This is a genomic window from Marinobacterium marinum (genome assembly GCF_013868415.1).
Taxonomy (GTDB): domain Bacteria; phylum Pseudomonadota; class Gammaproteobacteria; order Pseudomonadales; family Balneatricaceae; genus Marinobacterium; species Marinobacterium marinum.
On sequence record NZ_JACEMT010000054.1, the window covers coordinates 1,068 to 19,285 of the forward strand.

At 55.2% G+C, this 18,218-nt stretch carries 20 protein-coding genes and 1 rRNA gene (1 of these 21 only partly in view); 1 reads left to right on the forward strand and 20 read right to left on the reverse strand.

Annotated elements, in window-relative coordinates; genetic code table 11:
* From H1S06_RS14095 to H1S06_RS14190, 20 genes are all read right to left on the reverse strand, one after another.
* A 16S ribosomal RNA gene (locus H1S06_RS14095) occupies nucleotides 1–557 on the reverse strand (it extends 1,019 nt beyond the left edge of the window).
* 460 nt (nucleotides 558–1,017) lie between these two features.
* Nucleotides 1,018–1,884: a glutamate racemase gene (murI, locus tag H1S06_RS14100; RefSeq protein WP_181741335.1), complete on the reverse strand. Its 867-nt coding sequence runs from the start codon at nucleotides 1,882–1,884 to the stop codon at nucleotides 1,018–1,020.
* Nucleotide 1,885: 1 nt separating this feature from the next.
* Nucleotides 1,886–3,322, reverse strand: a complete 1,437-nt coding sequence (gene der / locus H1S06_RS14105) for a ribosome biogenesis GTPase Der (RefSeq protein WP_181741337.1) — start codon at nucleotides 3,320–3,322, stop codon at nucleotides 1,886–1,888.
* A gap of 73 nt (nucleotides 3,323–3,395) precedes the next feature.
* Entirely contained in the window at nucleotides 3,396–4,535 is a 1,140-nt protein-coding gene (bamB, locus tag H1S06_RS14110) for an outer membrane protein assembly factor BamB (protein WP_181741339.1), read from the reverse strand.
* A 17-nt stretch (nucleotides 4,536–4,552) separates the two neighbouring features.
* Nucleotides 4,553–5,215: a YfgM family protein gene (locus tag H1S06_RS14115; RefSeq protein WP_181741342.1), complete on the reverse strand. Its 663-nt coding sequence runs from the start codon at nucleotides 5,213–5,215 to the stop codon at nucleotides 4,553–4,555.
* A gap of 36 nt (nucleotides 5,216–5,251) precedes the next feature.
* Nucleotides 5,252–6,493: a histidine--tRNA ligase gene (gene hisS / locus H1S06_RS14120; protein ID WP_220183904.1), complete on the reverse strand. Its 1,242-nt coding sequence runs from the start codon at nucleotides 6,491–6,493 to the stop codon at nucleotides 5,252–5,254.
* Nucleotides 6,494–6,553: 60 nt separating this feature from the next.
* Nucleotides 6,554–7,525 carry a RodZ domain-containing protein gene (locus H1S06_RS15745; RefSeq protein WP_181741346.1) on the reverse strand — a complete coding sequence of 324 codons (972 nt, stop codon included), beginning with the start codon at nucleotides 7,523–7,525 and terminating at the stop codon, nucleotides 6,554–6,556.
* Nucleotides 7,522–8,301, reverse strand: a complete 780-nt coding sequence (pilW, locus tag H1S06_RS14130) for a type IV pilus biogenesis/stability protein PilW (RefSeq protein ID WP_328515352.1) — start codon at nucleotides 8,299–8,301, stop codon at nucleotides 7,522–7,524. The genes H1S06_RS15745 and pilW overlap by 4 nt, the downstream gene beginning before the upstream one ends.
* A gap of 9 nt (nucleotides 8,302–8,310) precedes the next feature.
* On the reverse strand, nucleotides 8,311–9,444 hold the full coding sequence (gene rlmN, locus H1S06_RS14135; protein WP_181741348.1) for a 23S rRNA (adenine(2503)-C(2))-methyltransferase RlmN: 1,134 nt from the start codon (nucleotides 9,442–9,444) through the stop codon (nucleotides 8,311–8,313).
* 58 nt (nucleotides 9,445–9,502) lie between these two features.
* Nucleotides 9,503–9,910 (reverse strand): nucleoside-diphosphate kinase, encoded by a 408-nt coding sequence (ndk, locus tag H1S06_RS14140; RefSeq protein WP_181741350.1) that lies wholly within the window; start codon nucleotides 9,908–9,910, stop codon nucleotides 9,503–9,505.
* A 127-nt stretch (nucleotides 9,911–10,037) separates the two neighbouring features.
* On the reverse strand, nucleotides 10,038–10,238 hold the full coding sequence (gene iscX / locus H1S06_RS14145; protein ID WP_181741352.1) for a Fe-S cluster assembly protein IscX: 201 nt from the start codon (nucleotides 10,236–10,238) through the stop codon (nucleotides 10,038–10,040).
* Nucleotides 10,239–10,246: 8 nt separating this feature from the next.
* Nucleotides 10,247–10,585, reverse strand: a complete 339-nt coding sequence (gene fdx, locus H1S06_RS14150) for an ISC system 2Fe-2S type ferredoxin (protein ID WP_181741353.1) — start codon at nucleotides 10,583–10,585, stop codon at nucleotides 10,247–10,249.
* Nucleotides 10,585–12,465 carry a Fe-S protein assembly chaperone HscA gene (gene hscA / locus H1S06_RS14155; RefSeq protein ID WP_181741354.1) on the reverse strand — a complete coding sequence of 627 codons (1,881 nt, stop codon included), beginning with the start codon at nucleotides 12,463–12,465 and terminating at the stop codon, nucleotides 10,585–10,587. The genes fdx and hscA overlap by 1 nt, the downstream gene beginning before the upstream one ends.
* A 10-nt stretch (nucleotides 12,466–12,475) precedes the next feature.
* Nucleotides 12,476–13,006: a Fe-S protein assembly co-chaperone HscB gene (gene hscB / locus H1S06_RS14160; RefSeq protein WP_181741355.1), complete on the reverse strand. Its 531-nt coding sequence runs from the start codon at nucleotides 13,004–13,006 to the stop codon at nucleotides 12,476–12,478.
* A 28-nt stretch (nucleotides 13,007–13,034) separates the two neighbouring features.
* On the reverse strand, nucleotides 13,035–13,358 hold the full coding sequence (gene iscA, locus H1S06_RS14165; RefSeq protein ID WP_181741356.1) for an iron-sulfur cluster assembly protein IscA: 324 nt from the start codon (nucleotides 13,356–13,358) through the stop codon (nucleotides 13,035–13,037).
* Nucleotides 13,359–13,397: 39 nt separating this feature from the next.
* Complete coding sequence (gene iscU / locus H1S06_RS14170; protein WP_181741357.1) at nucleotides 13,398–13,781, reverse strand: Fe-S cluster assembly scaffold IscU; 384 nt, start codon at nucleotides 13,779–13,781, stop codon at nucleotides 13,398–13,400.
* Between the two features lie 28 nt (nucleotides 13,782–13,809).
* Nucleotides 13,810–15,024, reverse strand: a complete 1,215-nt coding sequence (locus tag H1S06_RS14175) for an IscS subfamily cysteine desulfurase (RefSeq protein ID WP_181741358.1) — start codon at nucleotides 15,022–15,024, stop codon at nucleotides 13,810–13,812.
* 20 nt (nucleotides 15,025–15,044) lie between these two features.
* Nucleotides 15,045–15,539: a Fe-S cluster assembly transcriptional regulator IscR gene (gene iscR, locus H1S06_RS14180; protein WP_181741359.1), complete on the reverse strand. Its 495-nt coding sequence runs from the start codon at nucleotides 15,537–15,539 to the stop codon at nucleotides 15,045–15,047.
* A gap of 65 nt (nucleotides 15,540–15,604) precedes the next feature.
* On the reverse strand, nucleotides 15,605–16,462 hold the full coding sequence (cysE, locus tag H1S06_RS14185; RefSeq protein WP_181741360.1) for a serine O-acetyltransferase: 858 nt from the start codon (nucleotides 16,460–16,462) through the stop codon (nucleotides 15,605–15,607).
* Nucleotides 16,455–17,216 carry an RNA methyltransferase gene (locus H1S06_RS14190; protein WP_181741361.1) on the reverse strand — a complete coding sequence of 254 codons (762 nt, stop codon included), beginning with the start codon at nucleotides 17,214–17,216 and terminating at the stop codon, nucleotides 16,455–16,457. The genes cysE and H1S06_RS14190 overlap by 8 nt, the downstream gene beginning before the upstream one ends.
* 128 nt (nucleotides 17,217–17,344) lie before the next feature.
* Here H1S06_RS14190 and H1S06_RS14195 point away from each other — a divergent pair, with 128 nt between their 5' ends.
* The gene (locus H1S06_RS14195; protein WP_255483118.1) at nucleotides 17,345–18,160 is read left to right on the forward strand and encodes an inositol monophosphatase family protein; all 816 of its coding nucleotides are present in this window, start codon (nucleotides 17,345–17,347) and stop codon (nucleotides 18,158–18,160) included.
* Nucleotides 18,161–18,218 lie beyond the last annotated feature (58 nt).

The following is an 18,218-nucleotide window of genomic DNA, read 5'->3' on the forward strand; positions in this document are numbered from 1 at the left end:
TCCGATTAACGCTTGCACCCTCCGTATTACCGCGGCTGCTGGCACGGAGTTAGCCGGTGCTTCTTCTGATGTTAACGTCACAGTATGCGGGTATTAACCACATACCTTTCCTCACATCTGAAAGTGCTTTACAACCCGAAGGCCTTCTTCACACACGCGGCATGGCTGGATCAGGGTTGCCCCCATTGTCCAATATTCCCCACTGCTGCCTCCCGTAGGAGTCTGGGCCGTGTCTCAGTCCCAGTGTGGCTGATCATCCTCTCAGACCAGCTACGGATCATCGCCTTGGTGAGCCATTACCTCACCAACAAGCTAATCCGACGCGGGCTCATCTGATAGCGTAAGGTCCGAAGATCCCCTACTTTCCCCCGAAGGGCGTATGCGGTATTAGCAGTCGTTTCCGACTGTTGTCCCCCACTACCAGGCAGATTCCCACGCGTTACTCACCCGTCCGCCGCTCGTCAGCAACTAGCAAGCTAGTTCTGTTACCGCTCGACTTGCATGTGTTAGGCCTGCCGCCAGCGTTCAATCTGAGCCATGATCAAACTCTTCAGTTCAAATCTTTGTGAGTCACATTAAGAGGGAGGAATGATCCCTCGGACTCGGCTCAAGGTATTACACAACGCTAAATGAATATTCAGTTAGGTTGCTTGCCTTGATTAAGCTTTGTGTGCTCAATCCTGACAAGCGCCCACACATATTACCTGATCAATTTGTTAAAGAGCGGGCTTGGCAACCGCACCGTTCTGTGCGACCTGTTGTCTCAAGCGAGGCGCATATCTTACTACGCCTGATTTCGATGTCAACCTTTATTTTCGTTTTTTTTATTTCAGTGCCGAAGCACTTCACAACGAACCGGTTGAATCAAGGAGGCAAATTCTACATCAGAAATCTAAATGATTTCAAGAATTTATTTCCTTCTTTCAAGAGTCTTCAGTGTTTCGCGAACGCTGTTGTCTCAATCGAGGAGGCGTATTCTACTGATCCCTGAACGGGTGTCAACACCCTTTTTACACTTTATTCGTCCGCTGCCGAAAAATGCTGAATATCGATCAACTCAACACTGGCAGGTGCTATTGCTTCATTAAAGAAGTTGTTTGCTACTCGCGCAAACCGTTCCGGCCCATCGGTGACCAGAAAGTTCAGCTGCCCTGCCACCAGCTGCGGATTCAACAGATGCTCATCCGCCAGTCGGGCCTTGACCGCTTTCGCTGTCGTCGCTGCCGAATCCACCAGCGTCACGCTTTCTCCGACCACAGTCGCAATAGCCGCACTCAGTGTCGGAAAGTGGGTACATCCGAGCACCAGCGTATCCAACTGCTCCTCTACGCCATTTTTTTCCAGCAATGGCGACAGACACTTGGCAATAATTTGCTCAACCAGTTCTCCCTGATGCCAACCCTCTTCGGCCAAAGCAACAAACAAGGAACAAGCCTGCGCTTGAACTCGCGCATCAGGCATCAATTCCAGGATCGCCTTCTGGTAAGCCTGGTTGTTAGTTGTACTTTCAGTAGCGATCACGCCAATGTGCTTGCGCCGAGTCGTCTGGCATGCGGCCTGCGCCCCCGGTTCAATCACACCCAACACGGGAATGCTCGGGTAGCACTTTTGTAAATGCTCCAGGGCCATGGCCGAGGCCGTGTTGCAGGCGATCACAACCGCCTTGATCCGCCTCGCCTGCAGAGCTCTAACCGCCTGCTCGGCATAACGCATAACCGAAACCGCACTCTTGGTGCCATAGGGAACCCGGGCTGTATCGCCCAGGTACACCAGATTCTCATTCGGCAGAGCTTCACGCAGAGCATTCAGGACCGTGAGTCCTCCTACTCCCGAATCAAACACTCCGATTGCGGCTTCGAGTTCGCCAGTATGCACATCAGTCATCTCAGCGCTTTGCCTTTTTCTTGGCCTTTTGCTTCATCGTCTTGATGTGCTGACGGTTACGTTCCTTCTTGGCCTGCTGACGGGGTGTCAGGGTATTCCGACGTCCCGCAAAGGGGTTGTCGCTGGTTTTGAATTCGAACCGAATCGGCGTTCCCCGTACCTTGAGGTAGCGAATAAAACGATTTTCCAAATACCGCTTATAGGAGCCAGGCAAAGCCGCCGTCTGATTACCATGTACCACAATGATCGGCGGATTGGAGCCGCCCTGGTGAGCATAACGCAGCTTGATACGGCGGTTATTGATCGCCGGAGGCTGATGATCGGCAACCACATCTTCAAGCAAACGCGTCAACTGGTTGGTCGACCACTTGGCCATGGCACAATCATAGGCTTCGTTCACTGAAGCATACAAATCCCCCACCCCTGAGCCATGCAGCGCCGAGATAAAGTGAAAGCGCGCAAACGACGCAAACTCCAAACGGCGCTCGACCTGAGATTTCACATGCTCACGCTTCTCAGACGTCATGCCATCCCATTTGTTAAGCGCCACCACCAAGGCACGGCCCGAATCGATTACGAATCCCAGCATACTGAGATCCTGCTCGGTTACCCCTTCACTGGCGTCAATCACGCTGATAACAACATTGGCATCCTTGATCGCCTGCAGGGTTTTGACGATAGAGAATTTTTCCACTGCTTCCGTAATATGCTTGCGCCGACGCACACCCGCCGTATCAATCAGCGTATAAGCCTGTTCATCACGCTCATAGGGAATGTAGATACTGTCTCGGGTTGTCCCTGCCTGGTCATAGACCACAACTCGATCTTCACCCAGCATACGGTTAACCAGGGTCGACTTGCCGACATTGGGCCGCCCGATAATGGCAATACGGATATTGTCGTCCGGCCCCTTGTCATCCAAGTCCTCCGCCAACATATCCTCATCCGGCATATAGGGCGCCAGCACTTCCTCCATCAGGGTTGTCACCCCACGTCCATGCGCCGCCGCAATCGCAACCGGCTCACCAATCCCCAATGCATGGAAATCGGCCATGGCCGTATCCGGATCAAGCCCATCGGTCTTGTTGACAACCAACCAGCATTCCTTGCCATTACGTCGCAAATGATCGGCAATCATCTCGTCAGCCGGGTTCAGGCCGGCACGGCCATCTACCAGAAACAAAACGATATCGGCTTCATCAATCGCTAACAGAGACTGTTCTGCCATGCGTTGATCAATACCGGCCTCATCTCCGGAAATCCCTCCCGTATCGATGACGATATAGTCACATTCATCGACGCGTCCTTCTCCGTATTTACGATCTCGGGTCAGACCCGGCAAATCGGCGACCAGCGCATCACGCGAGCGAGTCAGCCGGTTGAACAGGGTCGATTTGCCAACATTGGGCCGACCCACCAAAGCGATTACGGGTAACATAGGATTTCACCTGGAAACAACACGGCGGCACTCTGCAATCACAGAGGCCGCCGTGGAGATAATTCAATTGTACTTATTGCAGTTTCAATGCGGCCAGGCGGCCATCATCACTCAGCACGTAGAGTACATCATCTTTTACCAACAGATCACTCTGCACACCGGACGACCCCAGTTTGCGGCGCGCCGTAAAGTGGCCGTCAATCTGAGATACCGCATGCAAGTAACCCTCACTGTCTGCAACAACCACACTGTTGCCCAGTACAGCCGGTGTTGTCAGACGGCGATTCAACAAGCCATCCTGACGCCAGACGCTGGCACTGTTGCGCGCATCATATGCCACCAGACCATCACCTTCAGTCACGGCATATACGTTACCGAAGCCGCCTGCCAGGCCACGGTAGCTGGACAGTTCCTGCGCCCAGATCAACTGGCCATTGGCTGGATTAACCGCAGCCAGCCGTCCCTGATAGCTGGTTGCATAGACCAGACGGTTGTACACCAGTGGCTGCGCATCAATATCAATGATGCGCTCCAGTTCTGAACGCCCTTCGGCAAGCGCCACACGCTGCTCCCAGACCGGCCGACCACTGCTGTTTTCAATCGCGATCAACTTGCCGTTGGCAAACCCGGCCAGGGTCAGATCTGCAGCCACTACCGGAGCCGCCGTGCCCCGCAGGCTCAAGCGCGGAATCTGACTATCGTAACTCCATAGCTGACGTCCGGTAATCAGATCCAGTGCCACCAGCTTCCCGTCCAGTTGCTGTATCACCAGCATGTCCGCATTCATTTGCGGTTGAGCAAGCACTTCCGACGATGCCTGATAGCGCCACAGATCACTGCCGTCATCTGTCGACAGTGCCAGTACTTCGCCTTTCAGGGTCGACACTACGACCAGCCCGTTGCCGGCTCCAACACCACCTACCACGGCGCTATCCAGCGAGCGTCTCCATGCCACGCTACCGCTCTCGCGATTCGCCGCCAGCACTTCACCATCCGCACTGACGGCAAAAATGCGATCACCATCGATAGAAGGCACCAACTGGTGATACTGCTCGCCCAAACTGCCGCCGATATTAAGGCTCCACAGCAGCTCCAGTGTTTGCTCCTGCTCAAAAGCAATCAGCTCAGCCGGCTCGTTTTGCTGCTCGGAGCCGAACATGCCACAACCGGACAGACTGCCGCCAATAACAGCCGCCGCGAGCAGCGTTCTCATTTTGCGCCCGGTTCCGATCATGAGTTCACCCCGATCAAGTCATCACGCTTGATCTTCAGCAGCGGCCTTCCGGCCTCGCCACCTGCTGCGGACAGCGCTGCATCATAGGCACCTCGCGCCTGCTCGACCTGCCCCAGCGACTGGTACAGATCCCCCAAAAGCTCCTGCTTTTCAGCCTCGAAGGAGCCCGCATCCAGACCCTGGATCAGAGTTACAGCCGCCTCGGCTTCGCCCTGCTGCTGCATCAGCGCCGCCTTGCGCAAGGTAGCGACACGCTTGATGCTATCCATATCCTTGGATGCGGACAACACCCACTCCAGCTCAGTTTGCGCTTCGGCAAAGGCCTCATGCTGCACATGTACAGCCGCCAGTATCAGCCCGGCATAGCGCGCATAGGTTGTACCCGAAAAATCCGTTTTGAGCTGATCAGCCAAGTGCTGCACCGTCGCATACTGACCGTCGTCATCCGCACTCACGGACTGCAGCTGCGCCGCCTCCGTCAAATTCTGGTACAGTGCCGACGCCGCCGCTGCCTGCTGTTCCTGACGTGCCTGCCAGCCCTGCCAGCCCAACACCAGAGCGATCGCCAAACCAACACCCAGAATCAGCGACTTGCCGTTTTCCTGCCACCAGGCTTTCATCGCCTGCAGCTGTTCTTCTTCCGTTCGCAATTCAGCCACGCTCAGACTCCTGATTATCGTTTATTCGCTGTGAATTTAGTTATCAAACAGCATCCGCAGACGCTCGGCCAACGGCTCGGGCTGCAGATCATATTCGGTTTCATCATGACACCAAAGCGACCCCTTCAGGCCACCGTCTTCAGTCTTTTTAACCAGCACAATAGCTTGCGCTCCAGTCTGGCGCGCTTTGGTCGCAATGTTTTTCAAGCCCGCGCAATGCACCCGAACACGCAGTCCCGGTACTGCAGCACGCAACTGCTCGGCCAACAGCACAACGTCGGACTGGATTCCCTTATGCTCGGCCGCCAGGTACAGATCAAATGTCTGACGCGCCGACTCAGGCACCAGCCCCAGTGTTTCCAACAGCAGGATCAGACGCTCGATTCCCATGGCAAATCCCACCGCAGTGGTCGGCTTGCCACCCAGTTGTTGCACCAGACCATCGTAACGACCACCGGCACAGACCGTACCCTGAGCCCCAAGTTCCTCGGTGACCCATTCAAAGACGGTCTTGCAGTAATAGTCCAACCCCCTCACCAGGTAGGGGTTCACTTCATAATGAACACCTGCCGCATCCAGCATTTCACACAACTGACGAAAATCGTTGGCCGATTCCTCGTCCAGGTAGTCGGTCAGAATCGGGGCTTTTTCCAACACTACTCGAGTTGCTTCATTCTTGCTGTCAAGCACGCGCAGCGGGTTGCTTTCCAAACGACGCTGACTGTCTTCATCCAGCTGGTCAAAATGCTCTTTCAGATAAGCCACCAGAGCATCACGGTACTCCGCACGCGCCTGGTTACTGCCCAAAGAGTTCAACTGCAGCGTTACCGCGTCGCTCATACCCAACTCGCGCCATAGCGCCGCCGTCAGCAGAATCAGCTCGGCATCGACATCGGGTCCCGCCATGCCAAATGCTTCCACGCCCACCTGGTGGAACTGGCGATAGCGCCCCTTCTGCGGTTTTTCATACCGAAACATCGGCCCCTGATACCAGAAACGCTGCGTCTGGTTATACAACAGACCATGCTCTTCACCGGCACGTACACAGCAGGCCGTCCCTTCGGGACGCAGCGTCAGGCTTTCACCATTGCGGTCGTCAAAGGTATACATTTCCTTTTCGACGATATCCGTCACTTCACCGATAGAGCGTTTGAACAGATCGGTCTGTTCGACAATCGGCATGCGGATCTCGGAGTACCCGTAAGCACTCACCACGCGTTTGATGGTTGCTTCCAGATACTGCCAGACCGGTGTCTGGTCCGGCAGAATGTCATTCATGCCACGAATGGCTTTAATCTTTGTCAAAACGTCGCTTTTCCTGTCAAAACAAATATGGGTTTACTGCGGAAGGCGCAAGCGGGCCACATTATTCTTGGCGATCGAAGCCAGATCGATCGACGTGTCGGCATAACTGATACTGGCAACAGCATCCACTCGCCCGATCACCACTGCCAACGGCTCATCGCCCTCAAGCTCCAGTGAACTCCCCCCTTTGGCGACACCGCTATACAACGAGCGTCCATGAGCATCTTTCACGCTCAACCAGCAATCGTCCGCAAAGCTGATATTCAGACCCGGCGGCAACAAGGGTTCGACAGCCTTCACATCGGCAGTCGAGGCCGCTTCCGTTACATCAGCCTGCACCGGAGCCTCTGCATCCGTTTCCAGAGCCGCGTCAACACTGACTGGCTCGGCCACGGCCGAATCACCCAGCGGGGCCATTATCTCATCCGGCTCTGTTGCCTGTTCGAGCGCCGATCCGACCGCAGGCGTTTCAGCCAGCGGCTTCTCGCTTTCCTCATCACTCAGCTGTGGCAGCATCAGGGTTGTACCATCACTGGTTTCAACTGATACGGGCTGATCATCCACCGCGGCCCGCTCACTGACATCAAAACCGAACTGGGTCTGCCACCACCAAATACTTGCCGCAACCAGTGCCAACACAAACAGCCAACTCCCCACCTTCAGGACAGGGTGTCCCTGTCGACGGCCGGGAACAGTGGAGACACTGCCAATTGCACGGACCTGAGCAGTCGTAGCAACATTCCCTGTATGCTGGTTATAGCGCTCCACCCAAGCATCGGCATCCAGCTTAAGAAAGCGGGCATAAGTGCGGATATAACCACGCGAAAACACCGGGTCCTTGAACTGATCCAAATGGCCCTTTTCAATGGTCTCAATGATATTTTCGGAAAAGTGGAGCTGCCGAGCGACCTGCTCGACACTCAACCCCAAGGCTTCACGTGCTTCAGAGAATGCCTGACCAGAAAAAACGACCGGAGAAACGGTCACTTCATTTTCATCGCTCACTGGGCACTCTCCTGATAGAGCCGGTATTCCTCAGATTGGGGGAACATGTTTTTCAACAACAACCCATAGGTTGCCGCGCGGGAAGCATTACGTTCCTGACGTGACAGCTGAATGCCGACCCACAGGCTTTTCGGATAATGCTCGACCTGCTTCTGCTCAATCAGCCGCCCGAAGCGGGCAAAATAGCGGCTGGCCTGAACATACTCGCCACGATCCAGCAGAAGCTGGGACAGCTCGACCAATGCGACCGGACGATTGCCGTCAATCGCCAACGAGCGCTTGAACGACTCTTCTGCCTTGCCAGCACGGCCAATCAACTGATTGCAGCGCCCCAGGTTTTCAAGCGTCTGGGCACGCTGTGGATAAAAGGGATCACGCGCCGCCAGGGATAGCTCGACACAAGCTTCCTCGTAGCGCTGAAGGGCAAACAGAAAGGCACCAAAATTATTATGCAACATCGCCGAATCCGGGTTGGCAGACACACCCTTACGGAAGTATTTCTCGGCGAGCTTAAATTCCTGCTCTACCTGGAACACCAGCGCCATTGCATTATAGGCCGGTGGATAATCCGAATCGATGGACAGCGCACGCTGCAGGGATGCTTTGGCCTGCGCCGTATTACCTGCTTGCAGATACTGCACTCCAAGCCCGGTATAGGCTTCAACCGCCTCTTGTGATTCTGAACCCTGCGTACCACCGGAATATCCCGACTGTGATGCACAGCCGGACAACAACGCAGCCGCAAGCAGCAGCGAAACCAAGCTGGAGCCTTTCACGCTTCCCCCTTAAACCCTTTCAGTCTTTCCGTGAACAGGCTCCTCTTGTACCACAGGAATGTATTTTTGGCTACGACGGGTACGGTCTTCAACCTGCCCGACAAGCTGTCCACAGGCGGCATCCACATCATCACCACGGGTACGTCGAACAGTCGTGATAATTGAGGCCCGAATCATAATATCCTTGAAGCGCTGTATCGCCTCTTCACTGGGACGTCGATAGCCCGAGTTCGGGAAAGGGTTAAACGGAATAAGATTCAGTTTGCAGGGTACCTGACGCAAGACCTGAACCAATTCACGTGCATGTTGCGGCTGGTCATTCACACCTTCGATCAGGGTGTATTCCACCGTAATCACACGCTTGTCATTCAGGCCTTCCAGGTAGCGCTTGCACGCAGCAATCAGCTCATCAATCGGGTAACGTTTATTGATTGGCACCAATTCGTCACGCAGATCATTGTTGGCCGCATGCAGCGAAATGGCCAGTGATACGTCACTGACTTCACGCAGCTTATCCAGCGCTGGCACGACCCCCGAAGTACTCAGGGTTACACGGCGCTTGGACAGACCATAACCGTTGTCATCCATCATTAACTGGATGGCATCGACAACGTTATCAAAATTCATCAGCGGCTCACCCATCCCCATGAACACCACATTGCTGACGCGACGTTCATTTGGGTCAAAGGGACCATAAGCCCGAATGGCCACACGCAGCTGGGCAATAATTTCTGCCGTAGACAGATTGCGATTGTAGCCTTGCTTGCCGGTGGAGCAGAAGCTGCAGTCCAGCGAACAGCCGACCTGTGACGATACGCAGAGCGTGCGACGGTCGCCTTCAGGTATCAGAACCATCTCGATAGCAGAACCGCCATCCATGCGAATAACCCATTTACGGGTACCATCCCGGGACGTTTTATCCAGCAAGATTTCCGGCTCGCGAATTTCAGCCACCTCGGCCAGTTTGGCACGCAGGGTCTTGCTGATATTGGTCATCTCATCAAAACTGGAGGCGCCCTGCTGGTGCAGCCACTTGAGCACCTGAGTCGCGCGAAAACGCTTCTCGCCCAGCTCATCGAAAAAGGCTTCCAGCTTGGCCGGAGACAGACCCAGAAGGTTGATTTTGGATGGGGTCTCAGACATATCGTAGAATTACTCGTTTAGAATGACAGGCCGCCCGGAACAGGCGGCCCGGTACGGATCAGGCGCCGAAGAAGTAGGCGATTTCACGTGCCGCAGATGCAGCAGAGTCAGAACCGTGTACAGCGTTGGCATCGATGGATTCAGCGAAGTCACGACGGATCGTACCTTCAGCCGCTTCCTGCGGGTTGGTAGCACCCATCAGCTCGCGGTTCTGAGCGATCGCGTTTTCACCTTCCAGAACCTGTACAACAACAGGACCAGACGTCATGAAAGCAACCAGATCTGCGAAGAAAGGACGCTCTTTATGTTCAGCGTAGAAGCCTTCAGCATCAGCCTGGCTCAGCTGCTTCATCTGCATTGCAACAATTTTCAGGCCCGCTTTTTCAAAGCGGCTTTCGATTTCACCGATCACGTTTTTAGCAACAGCGTCGGGCTTGATGATAGAAAGTGTACGTTCAACTGCCATAGGTATATTCCCCAATCAATAGTGCTACAGGTCAATAAGGCGCAATATTATACGCAAAGCACTATAAGCTGAACAGACAACTCTATAAAGCGAAAAAGCCCGGCGATGCGTCCGGGCTTTCATCCTTTTATTCCGCCTCTTCAATCCAGGCCATCTGGATCGCTTCAAGCACTTTTTCGCCGCAATGATCCGGATCATCGTCGAACTCATCCAGCTCCAGCACCCGGCTGTACAGATCCGGAAAACTGATCTGCAGCGGGTTCACGTCCGGATAGGCCTCATACAGCTCAATGGCGATATCGTGCACATCTACCCATTTCAAGCCCATATTTCACCTCAGTGCTGTTCTGATACCTGGTTGATCGTATATTTCGGAATCTCGACGACCAGATCCTGGTCATCAACCAGTGCCTGACAGCTGAGACGCGACTCGGGCTCAAGTCCCCAGGCCTTGTCCAGCATATCGTCTTCCAGTTCATCCGCTTCATTCAGAGAATCATAACCTTCACGCACGATGACATGACAGGTTGTGCAGGCACAGGATTTTTCACAGGCATGCTCGATCTCAATACCGTTGGCCAGCGCCAGATCACAGATCGACACCCCCGCCTGCGCTTCAACGACCTTGCCCTCGGGACAAAGCTCTTCATGGGGCAGAAAAATAACCTGGGGCATTAACGCGCCTCCTTATCAATATCTTCAATCGAATGACCCGACAGCGCACGCGAAATGCTCTGATCCATACGTCGCGAGGCAAAAAAGTCACTGGCCTGAGCCAGAGTTTCCACACCCTTCTCGATCGCACGAGGGTCATCACTTCCCAGCGTCGCTTCCAAGGTCGCAATTGCCTGCTCCAGCAACTGATGCTCATCAGTCGTCAACAGCTCACCATCCTGCAATATCGCCGCTTGCAGGGCCGAGATGATACGCTCGGCCTCCACCTGCTGCTCACGCAGGCTGCGTGCCTCAAGATCTTCGTTCGCATGGCTGTAGGATTCTTTCAGCATGCGCGTAATCTCATCATCGCTGAGACCATACGAAGGCTTGACCTGGATACTGCTTCGGGCACCTGTGGATAACTCTTCCGCAGACACATTCAACAACCCATCGGCATCGACCTGGAAAGCCACTCGAACCTTGGCCGCTCCGGCCGCCATCGGCGGAATGTCACGCAACAGGAAACGCGCCAAAGAACGGCAGTCCTGAACCAGCTCACGCTCGCCCTGAACAACATGGATCACCATAGCCGTCTGGCCGTCCTGATAAGTCGTAAATTCCTGTGCTCGCGCAACCGGGATCACCGTATTGCGATGGATAATCTTTTCGACCAGTCCACCCATGGTTTCCAGCCCCAGCGACAACGGAATCACGTCCAGTAGCAGCATATCGCTGTCCGGCTTGTTACCGACCAGAACATCCGCCTGCAGGGCTGCACCTATAGCTACCACGCGATCAGGATCGATATCGATATGCGGCGTACGACCGAAGAATTCGCCAACCGATGTACGCACCAGCGGCACTCGGGTCGATCCGCCTACCATGACCACTTCGGCCACTTCGTCCGCTGCCACGCCGGCGTCCTTCAGGGCACGGCGACAGGTTCTCAAGGTGCGCTTGATCAGCGACTGAATCAGGGCATCGAAATGTTCTCGACTGACATCGACGCTGAATTCTCGACCACCCAGACATACTACTTCGGTGACCTGGGGCTCGTCCGTCAAGCGCTCCTTGATACGACGCGCCAGTGTCGTCAAGGCACGTGCAGAAGACGCATCAAGCGCATCTCCCAAACCGGACTGCAGCAACAGATTCTCGGCCAAAAGGCGGTCAAAATCATCACCACCCAGCGCCGTATCCCCACCGGTAGCCAGCACCTCGAATACACCTCGATTCAAACGCAGAATGGAGATATCAAAGGTGCCGCCGCCCAGGTCATAAACCGCGATGACACCTTCTTCCTGCTGGTCCAGGCCATAGGCAACGGCCGCCGCGGTCGGCTCATTCAACAGGCGCAGCACTTTCAGACCGGCCAACTGAGCCGCATCCTTGGTTGCCTGACGCTGAGCGTCATCAAAATAGGCCGGCACCGTAATGACGACACCCTCAAGCTCGCCCCCCAAAGAGGCACGCGCACGCTCGGCCAGAGTCGATAAAATATCAGCGGACACTTCCACCGGGCTCTTATCACCGGCAGCCGTCTGCAGATAGGGCATTGCCGACTCGGAGATCGTAAAGCGATACGGCAGCTCATCGCCCAATCCCTTGATGTCGTCAACACCACGCCCCATCAGCCGCTTGACCGACAGTATCGTGTTATAAGGGTCTTGCGATGCCTGAGCCAGCGCCTCGCCACCAACACAAGGGGGCAGCCCTTCACGGTAACGCACAACAGAAGGGAGCAGGTGACGACCGCCTTCATCAGCCAGCGTCACCGCTTCGCCACTGCGCACCGTTGCAACCAGTGAATTGGTGGTACCCAAATCAATACCCACCGCGAGCTTACGCGCATGCGGCTCCGGGCTTTGTCCGGGCTCAGCTATTTGCAGTAATGCCATAGAACTTCCGTTAATCGTCGAACAGTCTGTCTTCCAGCGCTTCGATATCCTGCTGCAGCTTGCAGGCAAACTGCATTTTACGCACCAGCACTTCCGCATCGTCCATCCGGCTCGCCTGCCAGGCCGCTGAAAAGGCCTCCTGCAAGCGGTTCAGCTCATGGCCAACATGCGCCTGCAAGGCATCCATTTCGGCCTCGGGATCGGCGTGATTGGCAGCCTCGGCCGCACGTTCACGCAGTTCCATCTGCTCCATCAGGAACATGGGGTCCAGCTGTGCACGGGAATCGGACAAGGTATCAATCCCGTTCAGGGACAGCAGGTACTGCGCGCGTTTCAGCGGCGACTTCAAAGTCGTCAGCGCTTCGTTCAGATAGGCCGCATACTGCTCGGCCAAGCGTTGTTCTCGATCAGACTGATGTGAATGTCTATCCGGGTGGACCTGCTTTTGCAGTTCGCGGTAACGTTCGCCAAGCCGGGTTTGATCCACCTCGAAATCGACTGGCAGGCCGAGAAATTCGAAGTAGTTACGCGTAATATCCATCAACCGGCCTCACTGACTGCAACGCTTGTTAAATGTTAAAACTTTCACCACAGCCGCACTCGCTGCGTACATTCGGGTTGCTGAACTTGAACCCTTCATTCAAACCTTCGCGAACAAAGTCCAGCTCAGTTCCGTCGAGATAAGCCAGGCTTTTGGGGTCGATCACTACCTTGACACCCCCGAATTCGAACACCTGGTCATCTGCTTCGCTCGTATCAACAAACTCAAGCACATAGGCCATGCCCGAGCAGCCCGAGGTCCTGACGCCAAGACGAATGCCCTCACCGTGCCCGCGTTTTTCAAGATAGCGCGCGACATGGTCAATCGCGGCCTGTGTCATGCTAATTGCCATAATTACCCCATTCGCGGGGGCCAGGCCCCCGCTACGGTGTCACTTCTGCTGTTTCTTGCGGTAATCGTCAACCGCAGCCTTGATCGCATCCTCTGCCAATACCGAGCAGTGGATTTTCACCGGCGGTAACGCCAGCTCTTCAGCGATCTGAGAGTTTTTCAACTCAGATGCCTGATCCAGAGTCATCCCCTTGACCCACTCGGTCACCAGGGAGCTGGACGCGATGGCCGAACCACAGCCATAGGTCTTGAAGCGCGCATCTTCAATAACGCCTTCATCACTTACCTTGATCTGCAGACGCATCACGTCGCCACAGGCCGGAGCACCGACCATACCGGTACCGACGTTCGCATCATCCGCATCCATTTTACCGACATTGCGCGGATTTTCGTAATGATCAATAACCTGTTCACTATAAGCCATGATAAACCTCCAAAACGTCTTCGGGACCTTAGTGGTGGACCCACTCAACCTTGCTCAGATCTACACCGTCTTTATACATATCCCAAAGCGGCGACAGTTCACGCAACTTACTGACCGCATTGCGGACCTGTTCGATGGCGTAGTCCACCTCTTCCTCGGTCGTAAAGCGACCCAGAGAAAAACGGATGGAACTGTGCGCCAGTTCGTCATTCAGGCCCAGCGCACGCAGCACATAGGACGGCTCCAGGCTGGCCGATGTACAGGCAGAACCCGAAGACACTGCCAGATCCTTGATCGACATCAGCAGCGACTCACCTTCGACAAAAGCGAAGCTGATATTCAAAACACCCGGTACATTGTGCTCGGCAGAACCGTTCAGATGCACCTCTTCCATATCCTGAACACCATCCCACAGACGCTGACGCAGCGCTTCCAGACGCGCCGTTTCAGCCGCCATTTCCTCGCCCGCGATCCGGAAGGCCTCGCCCATACCGACAATCTGATGGGTCGGCAAGGTACCCGAACGCATGCCGCGCTCATGACCGCCACCATGAATCAAAGCTTCCAGACGTACACGCGGCTTGCGGCGCACATACAGCGCACCCACACCTTTGGGACCATAGATCTTGTGTGCGCACACGGACATGAGATCAACTTTCATTTCATTCAGATCGATTGGCAACTTGCCAGCACTCTGTGCCGCATCCACATGAAACAGCACACCGTTGGCGCGCGTAACTTCACCAATGGCCGCAATATCCGTCACGGTACCGATTTCGTTGTTCACGTGCATCAGCGATACCAGGATGGTGTCTTCGCGCAGAGCATCAGTCACCTGCTGAGCCGTAATCAGACCATCACTGTCCGGTTCCAGGTAGGTCACTTCAAAGCCTTCACGCTCCAGCTGACGACAGGGATCCAATACAGCCTTGTGCTCGATCTTGGAGGTGATGATGTGCTTGCCCTTCTTGCTGTAGAAGTGCGCCACACCCTTGATCGCCAGGTTATCGGATTCCGTAGCACCGGAAGTCCAAACGATCTCGCGGGGATCGGCCCCCAGCAAATCGGCCACCTGTCGACGTGCAGCTTCCACCGCTTCTTCGGCTTTCCAGCCAAACAGATGCGAACGTGAAGCCGGGTTACCAAAGTTACCGTCGGGAGTCAGACACTGCATCATCAGGTCTGCTACTCGAGGGTCAACCGGTGTTGTTGCGGCGTAATCTAGGTAGATCGGCAGTTTCATCATCTCTCTCCAAAAAAACTCTACACAGCGACCTTAGGGCTCACTGGTTGTTCTGTACTACTGGCGATCAGCTGCTCCACCTGACGCTGCTGACGACCAGCCACTTCCTGCACATCACGTCGCTCAACCAGGTCGGCCAGACTGATACTGCTCAGGAAGCTGTGAATCTGCTCACTCAGGTCACACCACAAGTGATGCGTCAGGCAAACCTCGCCACCCTGACAGTTACCACTGTGTTGGCAACCGGTCGCATCGACCGACTCGTTCACCGCGTCGATGACCTCCGCCACCTTGATGCTGGCCTGCTCGCGTTTCAGCTGATAACCGCCACCCGGACCACGTACACTACGCACCAATTCGTTGCGACGCAGCTTGGCAAACAGCTGCTCCAGGTAGGACAACGAAATGCCCTGACGCTCGGAAATATCAGCCAGACTGATCGGCCCTTTGCCATCATGCAGCGCCAGATCCAGCATCGCTGTCACGGCATATCGCCCTTTTGTTGTCAATCGCATAGTATTCCTCATACTCACGCTCTACAGCATGTGCACATTATGCGATTCCCTACTAATTCAGTCAACTATTTAACCGACTCGTTCCCTCGGTCTTTCGCTGCGCCCGATGATGCAGCAACCTCTTCGACTGCCGCATCACCGGACAAGACACTACCGGCATCATCAACCGCCGCCTCGAAATCCGAAGACTTCAATTCCGGCAGCTGCTCATCACAATAGTTTGGTTTTAATTCGCACAGGACCTTGCCCATGGTTTCAACCTTATGATCCATCGCCTGTATGTGATCAAGCAGGCACCGAATTGCATGCGCAACCGGGTCGGACACCTCACGTGTTACCGCATAGGCATCAAACCCGACCTTATCGGCCATTTCGCGACGCTTCTGCTCTTCCGGCGTGACCTCTTCAGGCTGACGCTTGATGATCCGCCCCGGTATGCCAACCACAGTGGCCTCTTCCGGCACATCTCGCGTCACGACCGCATTTGATCCCACACGAGCGCCGGCACCAATTGTAATCGGTCCCAGCACCTTGGCACCGGCACCACAGACCACATTATCGCCCAGTGTCGGGTGGCGCTTACCTTTGTTCCAGGTCGTCCCCCCCAACGTCACGCCATGATACAGAGTGACATCGTCGCCAATTTCAGCCGTTTCACCGATCACCACTCCCATACCGTGGTCGATGAAAAAGCGCCGCCCGATTGTAGCCCCCGGATGGATTTCAATACCGGTAAACCAGCGTGCCAGGTTGGACAGCGTACGCGCCAGCCATTTGAAATTGCGGCGCCAGAACGCATTGGCAAGGCGGTGAAACCAGATAGCATGCAGGCCCGGATAGGTCGTCAACACTTCAAAGGTGTTGCGCGCCGCCGGGTCACGATGAAAAACGGACGCAATATCTTCACGTATCTGCTTAAACATGATCGTTCCCATTCTTTTCTGCAGATTCCATTTTGCGCTCAACCGCTTTCAGGATGCCACGCAGCACATTCACTTCAACCTTATCGGGCACGGCACGCTGCAACAGACGACGCAAGCGCGGCATCAACTGGCGCGGGTTGTCGGGATCAAGAAAGTCGATTTTGACCAGCGTTCGTTCCAGATGCTCAAACATCAGCTCCAGTTCACGCTGCTCCGCCAGTTCGATATCCCACTGGGTGCCCCACTGCGGTTTTTCACCGGCCTGATCGGCCAATTCGGCCATGCGCAACTCGTAACTGATCACCTGAACCGCTGCCGCGATATTCAGTGAACTGAAACTTTCAACTGCCGGGATATGTACATGATGATGACAGCGCTGCAGTTCCTCATTGGTCAGGCCGCGATCTTCGCGACCAAACATGATCGCAACCTTCGCCTTGCCCTTGAGCGGGGCAGCAATTGCAGCCAGCTCACGCGGATCGACCAGCGGCCAGGGGATATGCCGCTCGCGTGCACTGGTACCGAACACCAGCTCACAATCGGCAAGGGCCTCGTCTATCGATGCAACGACCTGTGCAGACTCAAGCACATCAGTCGCCCCCGAGGCACGCGCATCGGCGTCAGGGTGCGGGAACAGTTTGGGACTTACCAGGCAAAGGTCACTCAGTCCCATGTTTTTCATGGCTCGGGCCACACCCCCGATATTGCCGGGATGCGTGGTGTTCACCAGTACAATACGAATATGTTCAGACATGGAGTAACGCCGTCAAAAGTCCGATATTCTATCAGAACATGATTGAGATGCAGACCACCTGTTCAGCGCGGCGGCCGTCTGAGCTACAATAGACCTTTGACAACCATGAAAACTGGACACCTACACTGATGCAACCAATGGTTAATATTGCCCTGCGCGCGGCCCGGCTCGCAGGCGAACAGGTTTCACGCGGGCTTGAACGCCTGGACCTGATCAAATCCGAACAGGCCGATGTCGCAAAGTTCATCAGTGAGCTCTGCATTCAGGCCGAACGCACCCTCGTTAACAGCATTCAGAAAGCCTATCCGCAGCACAGCCTTATCGGCGAATACAGCGGACAGCACCCGGCTATTGGCGAAGGCCCCGGTAACTGCGAGTGGCATATCAGCCCTCTGGACAGCCTGACCAACTTTTCCAATGCCCTGCCGATGTTTGCCCTGAGCCTCACCGGATATGTCAACGGCAAGGCGGAACACTGCGTCATTCTGAATCCGATGTTCGGCGAAGAGTTCACCGCCAGCCGTGGCAAGGGAGCACAGCTGAACGGTAAGCGACTGCGCGTCAGCAACCGCACATCACTGGAAGGGGCCGTCATCGGCACGGGATACCATGCGCGTCACAGTGACAAGCCTTGGATGGAGTCACACGCACGCATGATGCAGCAGGTCATGCAGGCAGGTGCCACGCTGCACAGCAATGGCTCGCCGGTTCTCAGCCTGGCCTATACCGCTGCCGGCCGTCTGGACGGCTTCTACCAGATCGGTCTGAGCCAGACCGAACTGTCTGCCGGCCTGCTGCTGATCCGCGAAGCGGGCGGCCTGGTGGGCGACTTCTCCGGCGGCAACAAGTACAGCGAACACGGCAACCTGGTTTCCGGCAACACCAAGATCCTCAAGGCCCTGCTGCGCACTCTGCACCCGGCAACGGCCGAAGCACTGCGCTGATTAGCAGCTGTTGGTTACAATAAAAAAGCCGCATCATGAATGCGGCTTTTTTCGTCTT

What these genes read in the sequence shown, in the direction of transcription:
- cysE (WP_181741360.1), bottom strand. Translation starts at nt 16,462, where the DNA reads ATGTTTAAGCAGATACGTGAAGATATTGCGTCCGTTTTTCATCGTGAC.
- H1S06_RS14195 (WP_255483118.1), top strand. Translation starts at nt 17,345, where the DNA reads ATGCAACCAATGGTTAATATTGCCCTGCGCGCGGCCCGGCTCGCAGGC.
- iscR (WP_181741359.1), bottom strand. Translation starts at nt 15,539, where the DNA reads ATGCGATTGACAACAAAAGGGCGATATGCCGTGACAGCGATGCTGGAT.
- iscU (WP_181741357.1), bottom strand. Translation starts at nt 13,781, where the DNA reads ATGGCTTATAGTGAACAGGTTATTGATCATTACGAAAATCCGCGCAAT.
- iscX (WP_181741352.1), bottom strand. Translation starts at nt 10,238, where the DNA reads ATGGGCTTGAAATGGGTAGATGTGCACGATATCGCCATTGAGCTGTAT.
- murI (WP_181741335.1), bottom strand. Translation starts at nt 1,884, where the DNA reads ATGACTGATGTGCATACTGGCGAACTCGAAGCCGCAATCGGAGTGTTT.
- hisS (WP_220183904.1), bottom strand. Translation starts at nt 6,493, where the DNA reads ATGAATGACATTCTGCCGGACCAGACACCGGTCTGGCAGTATCTGGAA.
- hscA (WP_181741354.1), bottom strand. Translation starts at nt 12,465, where the DNA reads ATGGCATTACTGCAAATAGCTGAGCCCGGACAAAGCCCGGAGCCGCAT.
- H1S06_RS14190 (WP_181741361.1), bottom strand. Translation starts at nt 17,216, where the DNA reads ATGTCTGAACATATTCGTATTGTACTGGTGAACACCACGCATCCCGGC.
- H1S06_RS14175 (WP_181741358.1), bottom strand. Translation starts at nt 15,024, where the DNA reads ATGAAACTGCCGATCTACCTAGATTACGCCGCAACAACACCGGTTGAC.
- fdx (WP_181741353.1), bottom strand. Translation starts at nt 10,585, where the DNA reads ATGCCCCAGGTTATTTTTCTGCCCCATGAAGAGCTTTGTCCCGAGGGC.
- rlmN (WP_181741348.1), bottom strand. Translation starts at nt 9,444, where the DNA reads ATGTCTGAGACCCCATCCAAAATCAACCTTCTGGGTCTGTCTCCGGCC.
- hscB (WP_181741355.1), bottom strand. Translation starts at nt 13,006, where the DNA reads ATGGATATTACGCGTAACTACTTCGAATTTCTCGGCCTGCCAGTCGAT.
- ndk (WP_181741350.1), bottom strand. Translation starts at nt 9,910, where the DNA reads ATGGCAGTTGAACGTACACTTTCTATCATCAAGCCCGACGCTGTTGCT.
- der (WP_181741337.1), bottom strand. Translation starts at nt 3,322, where the DNA reads ATGTTACCCGTAATCGCTTTGGTGGGTCGGCCCAATGTTGGCAAATCG.
- bamB (WP_181741339.1), bottom strand. Translation starts at nt 4,535, where the DNA reads ATGAGAACGCTGCTCGCGGCGGCTGTTATTGGCGGCAGTCTGTCCGGT.
- iscA (WP_181741356.1), bottom strand. Translation starts at nt 13,358, where the DNA reads ATGGCAATTAGCATGACACAGGCCGCGATTGACCATGTCGCGCGCTAT.